This is a genomic window from Proteus sp. G2626, assembly GCF_009915985.1.
Classification (GTDB): Bacteria; Pseudomonadota; Gammaproteobacteria; order Enterobacterales; family Enterobacteriaceae; genus Proteus; species Proteus vulgaris.
In genome coordinates this window covers 235,173-250,782 of the sequence record NZ_JAABNH010000029.1, presented here as the reverse complement: position 1 = coordinate 250,782, position 15,610 = coordinate 235,173, and the positions used below count along the sequence as shown (strand labels likewise).

Genomic DNA, 15,610 nt, shown 5'->3' with positions numbered 1-15,610 from the left:
TCATGAGAGTATTGCTTCCTTTTCTCGCACTCTATCGTCGCCATTGGTTTATGTTATTGCTAGGGATTATTCTCGCTATCTTAACCTTACTTGCGAGTATCGGCCTTTTAACATTATCAGGCTGGTTTTTAGCAGGCACGTCTTTAGCCGGTTTTGCGGGGATCTATAGTTTTAACTATATGCTACCTGCGGCAGGTGTTCGTGGTGCCGCAATATTTCGTACAGCAGGCCGTTATTTTGAAAGACTTGTTAGTCATGATGCAACATTTCGGGTGTTATCGCACTTACGTGTGTTTACCTTCAAAAAGATCTTACCTCTTTCACCAGGTGGGATTGCGCGTTTTCGTCAAGGTGAGTTACTTAACCGCTTAGTGGCTGATGTTGAAACATTAGATCACCTTTATATTCGTGTTATCTCACCAATTATTGCCGCTTTTGTCGTCATTATGATGATTATGTTTGGTCTTGGTTTAATTGATGCCCACTTAGCCAACACATTAGGTGGCATTATGCTCACCTTGCTGATTATTTTACCTTTTGTGTTCTATTATGCAGGTAAACCTATTGGCCGTGATCTGACCGACTTACGTGGACAATATCGCACAGTATTAACCAGTATGTTACAAGGACAAGCTGAGCTAACTGTTTTTGGCGCATTGCCTCGCTTTAGACAGAACTTAGCGCAACTTGAAGCTAAGTGGTTACGCAGACAAGCACAACAAGCAAACTTAACCGGTTTATCGCAATCCCTCATGATCCTCGCATCAGGGCTGACCGCAACCTTAATTCTATGGCTGGCAGCGGGTGGCATAGACCATAATTTTATGCCTGAAGCCTTAATAGCTTTATTCACTTTCTGTGCACTCGCTGCTTTCGAGTCGTTAGCACCTGTTACTGTTGCGTTTCAGCATTTAGGGCAAGTAATGGCATCAGCAACTCGTATTTCTCATTTAATTGAGCAAAAACCCGATGTCTCTTTCCCTGAAAAAGGAGGAGAAAGAAAAAATAGTGCTTCACTCACCCTGCATAATATTTGCTTTACTTACCCAACTCAGCCGATGCAAGTAATTAATCATGTTGATTTGACTATTGAAGCAGGGCAACACATCGCATTATTAGGAAAAACAGGTTGTGGTAAATCAACGCTATTACAGTTAATCAATCGTGCGTTTGATCCGACTCATGGCACTATCCGCTTAAATAATTCACCTATTGCTGATTATGATGAAACAACTCTACGTTCAATGATGTCTGTTGTTCCTCAACGTGTTCATGTCTTTAGCCACACATTAAGAGAAAACTTAATTATGGCAAAAGAAGAGGCAACGGATGAAGAACTCAGTCATGCGCTTCAGCAAGTTGGCCTTGGACACCTGCTGGACAATGATGAAGGTTTAAATGCATGGATGGGCGATGGTGGTAGACAGCTCTCAGGTGGTGAACAACGACGTTTAGGTCTTGCAAGAGCTCTACTCCATAATGCACCTCTTGTATTACTGGATGAGCCAACAGAAGGCCTTGACGCCGATACAGAACAACAGATCCTTACTCTCTTACATCAACATTGTCAGGGTAAAGCGGTATTAATGATCACTCACCGACTTCACGGTTTAGATAAAATGGATAAAATCTGCGTTATGGATGGCGGGAAAATCGTTGAAACAGGCACTCATGCTTCGTTATTACAGCAACAAGGGCATTATGCTAAATTTCACCAAAGACAAGCACTATTAACTCCGACTCACGAGGCATAATATGCCATTGTTTCAATTAGACGATAGTGATTTGGATTTTCCAGAGCCTCATTTAGCATTAAAAGAGCCTAATGGATTATTAGCGATAGGGGGAGAAATCTCCCCTGCTCGATTACGTGTTGCATATCAATCAGGGATCTTCCCTTGGTACTTCCCCTACGAAGAGCCATTATGGTGGTCACCTGATCCAAGAGCTGTGTTGCCTGCTGGTGATTTACATATTGGACGTAGTTTGCGTAAATTTATTCGTCATCAGCCATATAAAATAACGTTAAATCATGCTTTTGCTTCTGTGATAGAAGCCTGCTCTATACGTGATGAAGGTACATGGATAGGCCCTGATATTAAAGAAGGTTATGAAGCACTTTATCGACAAGGTGAAGCGCACTCTGTTGAAGTTTGGGATGGCGATGAATTAGTTGGCGGATTGTATGGAGTCAATGTTGGTGCAGTTTTTTGTGGCGAATCGATGTTTAGTCGCAGAGATAACGCATCTAAATGTGCCTTTATTGCTTTTTATAACCATTTTCTTCGTTATGGGGGTCAACTATTTGATTGTCAGGTGCTAAACTCTCATACTGCCTCGTTAGGTGCCAGTGAGATCTCTCGTGACCATTATTTAGTTGCATTATCTCGTTGGAAAAAAGTGATTATTGATAAAAAGTGTTGGTATCAGCAATCGTTGGAATTATAATCACTGCTTGTTTTTGTAAAGCCCTTCTTATTTAAAACAGAATCAAGAATACCATTCTGTTATTTATTCAATAAAAGGTTTATACAAAAATTTTATCTTACACACCCATTACGTGGTTAGGGTGCTGTTATTTTATTGCTATAAATACCACAAAATAAAGAATTACGACTTCTGTTATTACTTTTGCTTGAGCTTAGTAAAACGCAAGTCACGGTAAGGATGTTAAGCACAATAGCAAGGTGAACACCATTGCTATCGGATAACATTCCTTTACATAGGACAATATTTTCGGCATTATCTTGCCGTTTAAAAAATATGGTTATTAAAACTTAGAGGATTAGATGGCCAAAGAAGACAACATTGAAATGCAAGGCACTGTACTGGATACTCTGCCAAACACGATGTTCCGCGTAGAATTAGAAAACGGACACGTCGTTACCGCTCATATCTCAGGAAAAATGCGTAAAAACTATATTCGTATCCTGACAGGCGACAAGGTTACCGTTGAGCTGACCCCATATGACCTGAGCAAAGGCCGTATCATCTTCCGTAGCCGTTGATCCCAATCTGTTCTCTCCCGTTATTGTCATATAACGGATGAAAAAAAACACCACAGGCAAAGCATTATTGATGCTCACCTGTGGTGTATGCGTTTATAACTTAGTAAATTAACCGCTATCCTTAGATAACGGTATCTTCGTTCTTAGCCCGTTTTTCTTGGCTGATAAACTCGTAGTTTAACTTACCTGCTAAATTATCGAATGTGACAGAAACTGAACCACCATTAACAAGAGAGCCAAATAAAATCTCGTTAGCTAATGGTTTTTTTAAGTTTTCTTGAATAACGCGTGCCATTGGTCTTGCGCCCATCGCTTTGTCGTAACCTTTATCGCACAACCATTGGCGTGCTTCTTGGCTAACTTCTAGCGAAACCCCTTTATCATCTAACTGTACTTGTAGTTCGACAATAAACTTATCTACAACCATAGAGATAATTTCAGGTGATAATGCATTAAACCAAATAATGCTATCTAAACGATTACGAAATTCAGGAGAAAACGCTTTTTTAATTTCGACCATCGCATCAGTGCTGTTATCTTGCTCCGTAAATCCGATCGATTTACGTTGCGTTTCACGCACCCCCGCATTGGTGGTCATCACTAAAATAACATTACGAAAATCCGCTTTGCGGCCATTGTTATCTGTTAATGTACCGTTATCCATCACCTGTAACAGAATATTGAACACATCGGGATGTGCTTTTTCAATTTCATCAAGTAATACAACAGAATAAGGATTTTTAATTACTGCGTCGGTTAATAATCCGCCTTGATCAAAACCAACATAACCTGGAGGCGCACCAATTAAGCGACTAACAGTATGTCGCTCCATATATTCCGACATATCAAAGCGAAGTAATTTAACATTCAATGCTTTCGCTAATTGTACAGTAACTTCTGTTTTACCTACCCCAGTAGGGCCAGCAAATAAGAACGAACCGACCGGTTTATTATCTTGGCCTAACCCTGCTCGACTCATTTTAATGGCTTCAGACAATGCATGAATTGCCTGATCTTGACCAAATACCAACATTTTTAATTGGTTATCAAGATTTTTCAGTATTGATTTATCACTACTAGAAACCGTTTTTTCAGGAATACGTGCAATTTTAGCAACGACTGATTCAATATCAGAGACATTGATCGTTTTTTTGCGTTTACTTGGTGCTATTAAACGTGTTTTTGCACCAGCTTCATCAATAACATCAATAGCTTTATCAGGTAGATGTCTATCCGTAATGTATTTAACTGATAAATCCACCGCAGCCTGAATCGCTTTATTGGTATAACGTACCTCGTGATGCGCTTCATATTTTTGACGCAATCCTTTGATGATGAGCACGGTTTCATCAGGAGAAGGTTCTGTTATATCAATTTTTTGGAAACGACGTGTAAGTGCTCTATCTTTTTCAAAAATATTACTAAATTCTTGATAAGTCGTAGAGCCTATAACTCGAATTCGCCCACCTGATAACAAAGGTTTGATTAAGTTTGCCGCGTCTACCTGTCCACCTGAAGCCGCACCCGCACCAATAATCGTGTGGATCTCATCAATAAATAAGATGCTTTTTTCATCTTTTTCAAGTGTTTTCAGTAACGCTTTAAACCGTTTTTCAAAATCTCCACGGTATTTTGTACCCGCTAATAACGAACCAATATCCAGTGAGTAAATGGTGTAGCCTTTCATAACGTCAGGAACATCATCTTGCTCAATACGCCATGCAAGCCCTTCGGCAATTGCCGTTTTACCAACGCCTGATTCACCCACTAACAGTGGATTGTTTTTACGGCGACGGCATAATACTTGAATGGTTCTTTCTAATTCAGCTTGACGCCCAATTAGAGGATCTATTTTACCTTGGCGCGCTAACTGATTAAGGTTAGTGGTAAAATTATCCATATGATCGTCACCTTGAGGCATCTCTTGCTGAGATTGTGCATTCATCTCATTCATGTCAGAAAGATCTTCGTTTTGTTGAGCTTCCTTTGAAATACCATGAGAAATAAAATTGACAACATCAAGACGACTAACATCATGTTTACGTAATAAGTAAGCAGCGTGAGATTCTTGTTCACTAAAAATAGCCACCAGCACATTAGCACCAGAGACTTCATTTTTGCCTGACGATTGAACATGGAAAACAGCACGTTGTAATACTCGCTGAAAACTCAGCGTTGGCTGTGTTTCTCTATCAACATTTTCAGGTAAAATTGGGGTTGTTTTACGAATAAAGACTTCAAGCTCTTCTCGTAAAACGGCCAGATCGACTTTACAAGCTTCCAATGCTTCGCGTGCCGATTTATTACTTAATAGCGCCAATAACAGGTGCTCTACAGTCATAAATTCGTGTCTGTTATCACGGGCTTTCGCGAATGCAACATTAAGACTCAGCTCTAATTCGTGATTAAGCATAAGCACCTCCTCCTTAAAAGACTAACCGGATCATGCTTGTTCAAGAGTACATAAAAGTGGGTATTCGTTTTCTCTCGCATACAGATTAACTTGTGCCACTTTCGTTTCAGCAATATCCGCACTATAAACCCCACAAACTCCTTTTCCTTTATGATGAACATCCAACATAATCTGTGTTGCTTTCTCTTCACTAAGAAAAAAATACATCGTAAGTACTTCTACAACAAAATCCATGGGGGTGTAATCATCATTATTCAAGATCACCTTATACATTGCTGGTGGCTCATTTACCTGATGAACATCATCCCTTAACGTGGTTTCTGTTAAAAAATCAAACTGACCCATTGTTTTGCATTACTCATTGTCTTGTTAAACATCACTTTCAATTATGACATTTAGTTTACCATCTCACAGGAAAGTCTGCCTATCAACGCTTTTTTATTCCCTCTTTTTACATCCAAAAAAATAACAAAGCGTTAGCTACATCAAAATTTTACCTTATCGAAACACTTTCTATACCTTCCACCTCTTGACGACTGAAACAATAAAATAGAGTATGTTTTATGAACAGCTCAGTAAATATACTGAAGGTGATGTTAAACAAATAAATACAAGTATATGAGAGAAGCTAAGTATGGAGACAGGTACAGTAAAGTGGTTCAATAATGCTAAGGGCTTTGGTTTTATTACCCCAGCAAACGGTGGCGAAGATATTTTTGCCCACTATTCAACAATTAGAATGGAAGGCTACCGCACACTTAAAGCGGGGCAGAAAGTTAATTATAGCACGATAAAAGGGCCTAAAGGTGACCATACTGACCTTATCATTCCTATCATTGAATAGAAGATATTCACAGTATAGGTAAACTTGATAATACCTTTTATCCTCATCCAATGAAGTCAGGTATTTTCAGTCAAACAAGATACCTCATTCATTCAAATAAAAGCCCTTTATACGGTTAAGGGCTTTTATTTTATTGTTTGAATTATTCTCTGGCTAACGCATCAATGGGATTCATTTTTGCTGCACGTCTTGCGGGTAAAAATCCGAAAATAACCCCAATAGCGGTTGAACAAATAAAAGCACTGACTAATGCGATAGGCTGGAATACAAAATGCCATTCGGGTAACATCACACTTGCAATTATTGCAATACTAAACGAAAGACCAATTCCTAACACCCCTCCGACTAAACAAACCAGTACAGACTCAATGAGAAACTGTTGCATCACATCACTCGCTCTCGCCCCAACCGCCATTCTAATACCAATCTCTCGCGTTCTTTCAGTCACAGAAACCAACATAATATTCATAACACCAATGCCACCAACCACTAATGAAATAACGGCAACAAATGTAAGAAATAATTGCATTGTTTGTGTGGTGCTCTCAGCCGCTTTAATAAAACTATCAAGGTTATAAGTAAAAATATCTTTTTTGCCATGTCGGATCGTGAGTAAACGAATAATTTGTTGTTCTGCTACGTTAGCATCATAGCCTTCTATTGCTCTTACCGTAATGCTATCAAGATATGAGCGATTTAAAATACGACTATTTAACGTGCTATAAGGCACCCAAACGCGTAATGATTGTCCATTACCAAAAACCGATTTTTTATCTGCTATAACTCCAATAATCGTAGAAGGAATATTCCGAATAATAATTTGTTCACCAATTACGTTTTTCTTATTAGGAAAAAAGCGATGGCGAGTATTTTCATCAATCACAACAACCTGAGCTTGCCGTTGGATCATATCGTGCGTAAATGAGCGACCTTGCGAAAATTTCATCGCATACACAGTAAAATAGTCATCACTCACCCCCGCAACAGAAGCGGGCGAATCTTGATTCCCTCGGCGTAATCGCGTACTAAATTGCACTTGTGGCGTTACCGCTTGCACATAAGACTGCTGTTTTAAGGCAAAAACATCTTGTAGCGTTAATGATTGCCTGTCTTCGGGGGAGTCACTACCAAAATCTTTCCCAGGATAGATATCAATAGTATTAGAGCCAATCGCTTTTATATCAGAAAGCACCATACTTTTTGCGGCATCACCAATCACAATAATGGTCACAACAGAAGCGATCCCTATAATAATGCCGAGCATTGTCAATAAGGTACGTACTTTATTGACAACCATGGCACGCCAAGCCATTTCTAATGCTTGAGTAAAGCGCCCTACAATTTGCCCCAAATAAGAGGAAGTTAAAACAGTTGTCGTTTCTTTTTTAATTTTATGTGTCGTTGTTTGATGACAGCGATCACTAATAATCTTACCGTCTTTTATTTCGATAATTCGGTCAGCTTGCTCTGCAATTAAAGGATCATGAGTGACGATAATAACCGTATGCCCTTGTTCATTGAGTTGCTTCAAAATAGCCATAACTTCTTTACCAGAATGACTATCTAATGCACCCGTAGGCTCATCAGCAAGAATGACCTCACCACCATTCATCAACGCTCTCGCAATACTTACACGTTGTTGCTGACCACCAGAAAGCTGATTAGGGCGATAATCAACACGCTCTCCTAATCCTAAACGAGTTAATAATTCACGTGCCCTTTCTTTACGCTGAGTGGCATTTTTATCGGCATAAATAGCTGGAATTTCAACATTCTGTTCTGCACTTAAGTGCGCCATTAAATGGTAGCGTTGAAAAATAAACCCAAAGTGCTCACGGCGTAATGCAGCAAGCTGATCACCTTCCATTTGTGCAACACTTTGACCTGCAACTTTATATTCACCGCGACTTGGTTTATCCAAACATCCCAATATATTCATTAAGGTCGATTTACCAGAGCCGGAGGCACCCATAATCGCGACCATTTCACCCGCATTAATCGTTAATGAGACTTTATTAAGAACAATAGTTTCTTCTTCACCATTGCTATATACGCGACTAACCTCATTGAGTTCTAATAATGCCGGCATTATGCATCTCCTGAAGTTTCACCCAGAATAACCTCATCGTTCTCTTTTAATCCGCTGAGGACTTCAGCATAAACATCAGTACGCATACCTATTTTTACCGTGCGTTTTTCTGGCTGACCATTAACCAATACATCAACATAATATTCATTAATACCCGCATCCTCACCTAGGACAGAAAGCGGTACAAGGAGTACATCTTTCTTATTTTCGATAAGAATTTTAACTTGTGCCGTCATTTGTAAACGTAGTAAATGTTGTTCATTAGGCACTTCGAAACGGGCATAGTAGAAGATAGCGTCATTAATTTTTTCAGGCGTCGGCAGAATATCTTTTAACTTACCGCTAAAGGCTTTATCTGGTGCACCTAATACCGTAAAAGAAGCACTAAGATCCGGTTTTAAATAAATAACATCGGCTTCTGATACTTCTGCTTTTACCAGCATCGTATCTAAATCTGCTAAAGTTAAAATCGTTGGTGCTTCTTGTGCTGCAATGACGGTTTGGCCTTCTAGGGTTTTAATAAACGTCACTATACCATCCATAGGCGCAGTAATACGTGTATATTGAAGGTTAGTTTTGGCTGTATCTAAGGTCGCTTGATTCTTTTTAATTTGTGCTTCATAGGTGATAATACGCGCTTTTTTAACATCAACATCAGTTTTAGTACGATCAAGCTCATCTTGTGCAATTGCATGTGTACCAATCAGCTTTAACTGACGTTGATAAGTCAGTTGTGCCAAGCGTAATTCGGCCTGTGCTTGTTGAAGATTTGCTCTAAGCTCATTGTTAGTTTCCTGCGATTCAGTGACTTCATTTTGTGCTTTCTTAGGATCAATAATCGCTAACAAATCACCCTTTTTAACCGTATCGCCCTCTTTCACAAACAAAGTTTGTAATTGGCCACTGACCTGAGCACCCACATCAACTTTACGCACAGCATCCAGTTTACCAGTTGCTGTCACTTCTTTTGACAGTTCACCTCGTGTAATAATTTGTGTTTGGTATGACGGTACATTTTCTTTCGGCCAAAAAAAATAGGCGATAATAGCAACCGTAATTAAAATAAAAGCGAGCACCTTTCCGCGCTTTTTTAAAGATAAAAAAGCCATACAATATCCTTCCTAAACATGACGATTTAATAAGCCATAAGAAATTTTAGCGATGATATTAACCTTCATCGCTAAATAAAATTTACTTTGGTCTCGTGCATTTATCTTGCTTGCTATAACAACCTAATTCGCTTTGCCTCTAGCAAGCCATGCAACACGAGAAAACATACTTTTTAGTATGGAAGGGATGGCGTCAACTCCTCGTTGAGCAGCATTGTTAGCTACCGTTAATGCGAGATCGGGTTTTGATGAGCGTTGGATAGCTTTAATAATCACACGTCGAATTGGCCATTTTTCATTATCTGGCACACCTGCAACATCATGATACACATTACGAAAACCTTCTTTGTATAAGAAATGCTCCATATCTAAAGCAGGAAGTTTCGTTAATCTATCACGTTCAGAATCATTACGTTTTGATGCAAAATCTTTAACGGTTGCGGCATATTTTTTACCGGCTTCATCACCATCCACTAAAGTATGCCATTCTATTCCCATATACGTTGCATACTTTAATAATGGCTTAAGTCCACATTGTGCAAATTCGATGACTTTTATTCCTTCAGCTTCAAAGAAATAATTACATTGCCTTGCCAACTCGTTCATTAGCCAAATTTCTGTTTCACCTTCAACCAATAACCAGCAACGAGCAAAAAGTGCAGAAGGTCTGTTATAGCGAATATGAAATGAGATGCGCCGTTCTTCATCTGAATGCAGCTGTTGATGACCAACGCGGTAAGCAGCGACTTTGTCGGTATCTCGCACTAAACGACAAACACTCTCTAATGGGGCTAATGAAAGTAACTCACCTGAATTAGTCGTAGTTATGCGTTGTAGTGAAAAAAGATTAAGTAATCCCCAAGCCACTGAAAGCATAATGGGGTGTAAACGTGTTTCAGGGTTTTCAACAATAACGATAGGCCTTGCATAAGGATCTAATGCAACACTACCTCGAGACTGTAATATAGAGGAGAACATCCCTAAGATAATTAGGCGAATACTTCGTTGATTCGGTTTTGCTAACACCTTATTAATATTTTCTAACGCATGCCAGCCACGTACATGAGGTTCATTAACTTTACGATGTCGGGTATGCGATTTAAACAATAACGAACCATGATCGGCAAAATAGTGCCCTAACAATTGTTGCATGGCATCTAGCCCTTCACGTAAATCCTCATCCGACAATTCATCCGGATTATTAACTAATGCTTTAGTTAACTCGCTCATTTTATTATTAAATGCTTCTCGATGAGGGTTATTATGAGGATCGATAACGTCAGAGGTAAGATCACGAACAAAACGCGCATCTTGTAAGCGTAAGACGGGATAAAGTCTCACTATTTCTGCAATAATTTCTTGTGTTTGCCCATTAGGTAAACGGATCTGCTTTCCCTCTTTATCAAGAAAATAGCGAAAGGTTTTCACATTTTTTTGCTCATCGAGTTCTGCACTAATGCGATAATAGATATGTTTTAATTCATCACCATTTTCAACCCATACTGGCGTAAGTTTATGGAAACGATAAGAACGATGTCTTCCGGGACGAGATTCAGTAAATGTCAGAATAATTTGTAGACTTTTTTTACTATTTTCTTCTGATTCATTCGGCAGGCGATGGAAATCATCAGGTGTAAATGCATATTGATAGGTTTCAATACCCAAGCTGAGTGTTAACGCATCAAGTAATGAGCTTTTACCCCACGCATTTTCCCCCACTAAGACTGTATTCATATCAAGAGGTAATGAAAGACGATTAAGTCCACGGAATCCAACTATTTCCACTCTTTCTAAATACATAAGTTCCCTCGTTAGTTACGACTAAGCTATGTTTTTATTCTTCCTATCTTAATTTTATGCTTAATCTGCCAATAATTTCACTTAATGAATATTTTTATTAAATCACAGTTAAAGAGTGTCGTAATAAAATTTACTCAACTATTCGATACATACCCAATTCGCTCATTTTTCAGACAATTAAAGCCACTTTACCCTAAACATGTTAGGCTCTTTACCTTCAATAAAAATTTTATATTTATCTCAGCTTCTATATCTACAACAACATAAGTAAATGTTATAATACAAATCACGTTATTAGTTTATTTTATAATTTGAGCACACTCAGTAAGGAATAGAAATGCTATCAGGGTTATTAATTATCCTACTTCCGCTTTTTGTAGGATATTTGATTAAGTTAAACCATCGCCCATTACTTCATCTGGCAAACCGCCTACTTAGTGCGATGGTTTACGTTATCCTATTTCTAATGGGCGTCAGTCTTGCCATGTTAGATAATATTGGTGAAAATTTAGTCTCTATTCTTGCTTATGCCAGTGTTTTCTTTTTATGTACTTTTGGTGCAAATTTACTGTTCTTATGGCTATTGGATAAAAAAGATCCTTGGCATGTCCCTGCTCATAAACAATCTAAACCCCCATCACGCATAAAAATGGTACTTGAATCGTTGCAATTATGCGGTGTCGTTGTTGTTGGTTTTTTTGTTGGTTTAACAGATTGGTCAGTTTTTCATTATGCTTCTCATGCCAGCCAAGGTGCACTGATCTTCTTGCTGTGGTTAGTAGGGTTACAATTGCGTAATAGCGGAATGAGCCCAAAGCAAATTTTAATTAACCGTCGAGGAACAACCGTTGCCGTCGTCATGGGGGTGAGTGCGCTTGCTGGCGGTGCTTTAGCGGCTTATTTACTAGGATTACCGATGAAAATGGGATTAGCTATTGCATCTGGATATGGTTGGTACTCTTTATCTGGGATTGTACTCACCGATGCATTTGGCCCTGTTATTGGTAGTACTGCTTTCTTTAATGACTTAATGCGTGAATTAGCCGCAATTATGCTTATTCCTATTATTGTTAATCGTTATAGAAATACTGCCTTAGGAATTTGTGGCTCAACCTCCATGGACTTTACTTTACCTGTTTTACAAAGAAGTGGCGGTGTGGCCATTGTGCCTGCAGCTATTGTGCATGGATTCGTGTTGAGTTTAATTACCCCAATATTGATGGCTTTCTTTACTTCATAGAAAAATCAGTAACAATAGAACAATAGTGTTCTCTTTTACAGTGGGTTAATAATGAATCAACAGCGTGTATTAGTACTTGGTGCAAGTGGTCATATTGGTCAAAATCTTATTCCAGCTCTGATAAAACAAGGTCATCAAGTCACTGCGGGTGCACGTAGAGTTGATTGGATGATGTCTCAAGGTTGGGAAAACACACGCTGTATCTTCGTGGATTTGCACAATCCAGAAACCTTAAACAAAGTCATGCATGATACTGATATCGTGTACTACCTTGTTCATAGCATGGGTGATGCTCATAATTTAGTTGAGCAAGAGCGTAAAGCAGCAATTAATGTTGTTGAAGCTTTAGAAGGCACAAAAGTTAAACAAATTATTTTTTTAAGCGCCTTGCAACATAAAGATCAGCAATACTCACCTCATCTCATTGCACGAAAACTCACTGGTGAGGTATTAAGAACAAGTACTATTCCTGTAACTGAAATTCGTACCTCCATGATTGTTGGCCCTGGCTCTGCCGCCTTTGAGATTATGCGTGATATGGTTTATAACCTTCCTATTCTTACGCCTCCACGCTGGGTTCGCTCAAAATCTTCCCCTATCGCCTTAAAAAATTTAATTCACTATTTATCTGAAATTATCCATCACCCCTCACATCAACATCGTGTTTTTGATGCTGGTGGCCCCGAATATATTAGTTATCAAACTCTTTTTGAGCGCTTTATTAAAATTTCAGGTAAAAAGCGTGTATTGATCCCATTACCTATGCCAGGCAGCCTTATTTCAGCAGGCTTTATTAGCATGATAACCTCTGTACCAACCTCCATTGCTAAGGAGCTTATTCAAGGACTCAAGCATGATCTTCCTGCTCACGATGCTCGTTTACGTAAACTTATCCCTCAAACATTAATCGCTTTTGATGATGCCGTAAGAGAAACATTAGCAGATGAAGAAGCCGCTTTAGATAATCAAGATTGGGGTTACGATCCTGCTGTTCGCAGTCGTTGGAAGCCTGGTTATGGTTATTACCCTAAAAACGCAGGATGTACTGTTTCAACACCTGCAACAGCAAAATCGCTTTGGCATACCGTACAACAAATTGGTGGTGAGCAAGGCTACTTTTATGGCAACGCACTATGGAAAATACGCGCGGCTATGGATGATATGGTCGGAAATAAAGTGACTTATGGTCGACCTTCTAGAGACACATTAAAACTCGGTGATATGATTGATGGTTGGCGAGTGATAAAACTTGAGCCTGAAAAGCAACTCACATTGTTGTTTGGCATGAAAGCCCCTGGCTTAGGCCGACTTTCTTTTACCATCCATGATAGTGGCAATCTTCGTTCTATTGATGTTCGTGCTTGGTGGCATCCAGCAGGCTTTAGTGGATTACTTTATTGGTTTGCGATGATGCCTGCACACTTATTTATTTTCAAAGGGATGGCTAAAACCATAAGTACCAACGCTTACAATCTGGATAAAAATTCATCTAACAATGAAAAAAGTAGCTGAATTACCCATTTTTACGTAAAAAAACCACTTTATTATGCAGTTTTTGTTGCATAATTATTCTTATCGTTTTATTATTTGAACCAGTTAATGACTATTCAGAAAAAACGCATGAGTATTCAATTAAAAAACATAAATTGTTTCTACGGTTCGCACCAAGCACTCTATGATATTAATCTAGAATGCTCTGCTGGCGAAACAATGGTTCTATTAGGACCAAGTGGTGCAGGCAAGAGCTCACTAATGAGAGTTCTTAACTTATTAGAAATGCCACGTTCAGGTGAGTTAGAAATTGCAGGTCTACATTTTGACTTTAGCCAACAGCCTAACGCAAAGGCAATTCGTTTATTACGCCAAAATGTGGGCATGGTATTTCAACAATATAATTTATGGCCACATTTGACGGTTATTGATAATTTAATTGAAGCGCCTTGTCGTGTGTTAGGTTTATCAAAACCACAGGCTAAAGAAAAAGCGATGAAATTACTTGAACGTTTACGTTTAAGTGATTATGCAGGACGCTTTCCACTACATTTATCAGGTGGACAGCAACAACGTGTTGCCATTGCAAGAGCATTAATGATGGAACCTCAAGTTCTCTTATTTGATGAACCGACAGCAGCACTAGATCCTGAAATAACAGCTCAAGTTGTTGATATTATAAAAGAACTTTCTGAAACGGGTATTACACAAGTGATTGTGACCCACGAAGTTGAAATTGCACGCAAAGCCGCGAGCAAAGTTGTATATATGGAAAACGGCCGTATTATAGAGCAAGGCGATAACTATCGTTTTACAGCTCCACAAACGGAAGCTTTTGCTAATTACTTGTCACACTAAATCGGGATCAGACAATGAAAAAAATATTATTTGCAGCACTTCTGACCAGTATTACACTTTCTGCAACTGCGGCTGAAAAAGAGACAATCCGTTTTGCCACTGAAGCAACATATCCTCCATTCGAAATGATTGATGCGAATAACCAAATTGTAGGATTTGATGTTGATCTCGCTAATGCTATGTGTGCAAAAATTAATGCGGATTGTACCTTTACCAATCAATCATTTGATAGTTTAATTCCTAGTTTGAAATTCCGTCGTTTTGAAGCACTAATGGCAGGTATTGATATTACACCAGAACGTCAAAAACAAGTTGATTTTACAGATTCTTACTATGATAACTCTGCTGTATTTATTACAGTAACGGGTAAAATCTCTGACGTTGCGAGTTTAAAAGGTAAACAAATTGGTGTTCAAAATGGGACTACTCATCAAAAATTCATCAATGAACAACATAAAGAGATGAAAACTGTTCCTTATGACAGTTACCAAAATGCGGTATTAGATCTTAAAAATGGTCGTATCGAAGCAATCTTTGGTGACACTGCGGTTGTCAATGAATGGCTGAAAAAGAATCCTGAATTAGGTATTGTAGGCGACAAAGTTGCAGATCCTAACTATTTTGGTACAGGCCTTGCGATCGCAGTAAGAAAAGGCAATGCTGATTTACAAGATAAATTGAACAAAGCATTAGCTGAAGTAAAAGCTGATGGCACCTATGATGTCATTTATAAAAAATGGTTTGAATAACAATAATAG

General features: G+C 38.8%; 13 protein-coding genes. 8 read left to right on the top strand and 5 right to left on the bottom strand.

From position 1 onward, the window contains the following. Positions 1-2: 2 nt before the first annotated feature. The 3 genes from cydC to infA all read left to right on the top strand — a co-directional run bounded on the left by cydC (position 3) and on the right by infA (position 3,008). Positions 3-1,754 (top strand): heme ABC transporter ATP-binding protein/permease CydC, encoded by a 1,752-nt coding sequence (gene cydC / locus GWJ05_RS17415; RefSeq protein ID WP_036938146.1) that lies wholly within the window; start codon positions 3-5, stop codon positions 1,752-1,754. Position 1,755: 1 nt separating this feature from the next. Next, a complete protein-coding gene (aat, locus tag GWJ05_RS17410; protein ID WP_036938149.1) occupies positions 1,756-2,448 on the top strand; it encodes a leucyl/phenylalanyl-tRNA--protein transferase in 693 nt (230 codons plus the stop codon). A gap of 341 nt (positions 2,449-2,789) precedes the next feature. After that, entirely contained in the window at positions 2,790-3,008 is a 219-nt protein-coding gene (infA, locus tag GWJ05_RS17405; protein ID WP_004244560.1) for a translation initiation factor IF-1, read from the top strand. A gap of 121 nt (positions 3,009-3,129) precedes the next feature. Here infA and clpA read toward each other — a convergent pair whose 3' ends face one another. Continuing rightward, on the bottom strand, positions 3,130-5,421 hold the full coding sequence (gene clpA / locus GWJ05_RS17400; RefSeq protein ID WP_103004870.1) for an ATP-dependent Clp protease ATP-binding subunit ClpA: 2,292 nt from the start codon (positions 5,419-5,421) through the stop codon (positions 3,130-3,132). Positions 5,422-5,451: 30 nt separating this feature from the next. Continuing rightward, positions 5,452-5,766, bottom strand: coding sequence for an ATP-dependent Clp protease adapter ClpS (gene clpS, locus GWJ05_RS17395; RefSeq protein WP_036938154.1), 315 nt, complete (start codon positions 5,764-5,766; stop codon positions 5,452-5,454). A gap of 289 nt (positions 5,767-6,055) precedes the next feature. On the opposite strand from clpS, the gene cspD reads away from it, so the two are divergent. After that, positions 6,056-6,265 (top strand): cold shock domain-containing protein CspD, encoded by a 210-nt coding sequence (gene cspD / locus GWJ05_RS17390; RefSeq protein ID WP_036938157.1) that lies wholly within the window; start codon positions 6,056-6,058, stop codon positions 6,263-6,265. Between the two features lie 142 nt (positions 6,266-6,407). On the opposite strand, the gene macB is transcribed toward cspD, so the two are convergent. From macB to GWJ05_RS17375, 3 genes are all read right to left on the bottom strand, one after another. Continuing rightward, complete coding sequence (macB, locus tag GWJ05_RS17385; protein ID WP_036938159.1) at positions 6,408-8,354, bottom strand: macrolide ABC transporter ATP-binding protein/permease MacB; 1,947 nt, start codon at positions 8,352-8,354, stop codon at positions 6,408-6,410. Then, the gene (macA, locus tag GWJ05_RS17380) at positions 8,354-9,463 is read right to left on the bottom strand and encodes a macrolide transporter subunit MacA (protein ID WP_036938162.1); all 1,110 of its coding nucleotides are present in this window, start codon (positions 9,461-9,463) and stop codon (positions 8,354-8,356) included. The genes macB and macA overlap by 1 nt, the downstream gene beginning before the upstream one ends. Positions 9,464-9,586: 123 nt before the next feature. Further along, the gene (locus GWJ05_RS17375) at positions 9,587-11,263 is read right to left on the bottom strand and encodes an ATP-dependent nuclease (protein ID WP_036938164.1); all 1,677 of its coding nucleotides are present in this window, start codon (positions 11,261-11,263) and stop codon (positions 9,587-9,589) included. A gap of 337 nt (positions 11,264-11,600) precedes the next feature. On the opposite strand from GWJ05_RS17375, the gene GWJ05_RS17370 reads away from it, so the two are divergent. The 4 genes from GWJ05_RS17370 to artJ all read left to right on the top strand — a co-directional run bounded on the left by GWJ05_RS17370 (position 11,601) and on the right by artJ (position 15,601). Continuing rightward, positions 11,601-12,503, top strand: coding sequence for a lysine exporter LysO family protein (locus tag GWJ05_RS17370; RefSeq protein ID WP_103004872.1), 903 nt, complete (start codon positions 11,601-11,603; stop codon positions 12,501-12,503). Positions 12,504-12,554: 51 nt separating this feature from the next. After that, positions 12,555-14,015: a DUF2867 domain-containing protein gene (locus GWJ05_RS17365; RefSeq protein WP_161681524.1), complete on the top strand. Its 1,461-nt coding sequence runs from the start codon at positions 12,555-12,557 to the stop codon at positions 14,013-14,015. Positions 14,016-14,123: 108 nt separating this feature from the next. Further along, on the top strand, positions 14,124-14,852 hold the full coding sequence (gene artP, locus GWJ05_RS17360) for an arginine ABC transporter ATP-binding protein ArtP (RefSeq protein WP_087803676.1): 729 nt from the start codon (positions 14,124-14,126) through the stop codon (positions 14,850-14,852). A 14-nt stretch (positions 14,853-14,866) separates the two neighbouring features. Then, complete coding sequence (artJ, locus tag GWJ05_RS17355; protein WP_023581291.1) at positions 14,867-15,601, top strand: arginine ABC transporter substrate-binding protein; 735 nt, start codon at positions 14,867-14,869, stop codon at positions 15,599-15,601. The last annotated feature ends 9 nt before the right edge of the window (positions 15,602-15,610 follow it).

Bases quoted from the DNA above. Each gene is read 5' to 3' on its own strand.
- artJ (WP_023581291.1), top strand. From the start codon at position 14,867: ATGAAAAAAATATTATTTGCAGCACTTCTGACCAGTATTACACTTTCT.
- macA (WP_036938162.1), bottom strand. From the start codon at position 9,463: ATGGCTTTTTTATCTTTAAAAAAGCGCGGAAAGGTGCTCGCTTTTATT.
- clpA (WP_103004870.1), bottom strand. From the start codon at position 5,421: ATGCTTAATCACGAATTAGAGCTGAGTCTTAATGTTGCATTCGCGAAA.
- infA (WP_004244560.1), top strand. From the start codon at position 2,790: ATGGCCAAAGAAGACAACATTGAAATGCAAGGCACTGTACTGGATACT.
- cydC (WP_036938146.1), top strand. From the start codon at position 3: ATGAGAGTATTGCTTCCTTTTCTCGCACTCTATCGTCGCCATTGGTTT.
- artP (WP_087803676.1), top strand. From the start codon at position 14,124: ATGAGTATTCAATTAAAAAACATAAATTGTTTCTACGGTTCGCACCAA.
- GWJ05_RS17365 (WP_161681524.1), top strand. From the start codon at position 12,555: ATGAATCAACAGCGTGTATTAGTACTTGGTGCAAGTGGTCATATTGGT.
- aat (WP_036938149.1), top strand. From the start codon at position 1,756: ATGCCATTGTTTCAATTAGACGATAGTGATTTGGATTTTCCAGAGCCT.
- cspD (WP_036938157.1), top strand. From the start codon at position 6,056: ATGGAGACAGGTACAGTAAAGTGGTTCAATAATGCTAAGGGCTTTGGT.
- macB (WP_036938159.1), bottom strand. From the start codon at position 8,354: ATGCCGGCATTATTAGAACTCAATGAGGTTAGTCGCGTATATAGCAAT.
- GWJ05_RS17375 (WP_036938164.1), bottom strand. From the start codon at position 11,263: ATGTATTTAGAAAGAGTGGAAATAGTTGGATTCCGTGGACTTAATCGT.
- clpS (WP_036938154.1), bottom strand. From the start codon at position 5,766: ATGGGTCAGTTTGATTTTTTAACAGAAACCACGTTAAGGGATGATGTT.
- GWJ05_RS17370 (WP_103004872.1), top strand. From the start codon at position 11,601: ATGCTATCAGGGTTATTAATTATCCTACTTCCGCTTTTTGTAGGATAT.